Origin of the sequence: Paenibacillus sp. OSY-SE (assembly GCF_000283315.1) — a bacterium.
Lineage (GTDB): Bacteria > Bacillota > Bacilli > Paenibacillales > Paenibacillaceae > Paenibacillus_B > Paenibacillus_B profundus.
Window position 1 is genome coordinate 1 of record NZ_ALKF01000006.1, and the last position, 969, is coordinate 969.

General features: G+C 47.9%; 1 pseudogene. It reads left to right on the forward strand.

Annotation, left to right across the window (positions count from 1 at the left end):
* A pseudogene (locus A372_RS32515) lies at positions 1 to 969 on the forward strand (IS110 family transposase); the annotation flags it as partial.

Consider the following 969-nt stretch of genomic DNA (forward strand, 5'->3'; position numbering starts at 1 on the left):
GCATGTCGCGCGTGCTGTTAACTTTCGCGGCATCGTGATCGGTAACCCATTGTCCTTCTCCAATGACGAGGAGGGTTTTCACACCCTCCTTCGGTGGATCCAGTCGTTGCAATCTGCTCACGCTTTAACGGCGGCCATTGTTGGCATGGAACCTACCGGACACTACTGGCTCAATCTCTCCAGGTGGCTCACGAATCGCCAGTTTGAAGTCGTTCTCGTCAATCCACATCTTGTGAAAAAGAATAAGGAGAACCGCGACAATACGCCATCAAAGAGCGACAAAAAAGATGCCCTGGTCATCGCAGATATGGTCAAAAACGGCTACTACTCGTTCACTCGCAACACACCAGAAGTATTTGAAGAACTGCGTGTCTTTCTCTCAAACCGCGATTCTGTCGTAACGAGGCTCGTTAGTGCTAAGAACCAAATCCATCGTTGGGTCGACGTTGTTTTTCCTGAGCTTCGACAAGTTTTCAAGAACATCATGTGTACCGGTTCATTGGCTACACTTCGTCTTTTCCCTACCCCTGAAGAATTGTGTGAGTTACAGCCTCAAGACGTCGTACAAGGTTGGAAATCGCTTATGTAACGGCAATCTGGTGAGCGAAAAGCTCGAACTCTTATCTCTCTTGCTAGCAATTCTGTTGGTTCTAAGCAAGCAACGTATGCCTACAAGCTTCACTTGAAACAACTTCTCGATGAGTACGACCTTGCTTGCCTGCAGCTTCAAGCCGTAGAAACGGAGATTATTGCTGTTTTAGAGAGAATTCCTTTTGCTAAATCCATGCTTGCTGTGAATGGGATTAATGCCATTTCACTAGCTGATATTCTCGGTGAGTCGGGGGATTTAAGTGGCTTTGTGCACGGTAATGCTTTGCTGCGTCATGCTGGCCTTAACCTCGCAGAAGCAAGTTCAGGTAAATGGACCGGACAGATGAAGATTAGCAAACGTGGGCGCTCTCGCCTCCG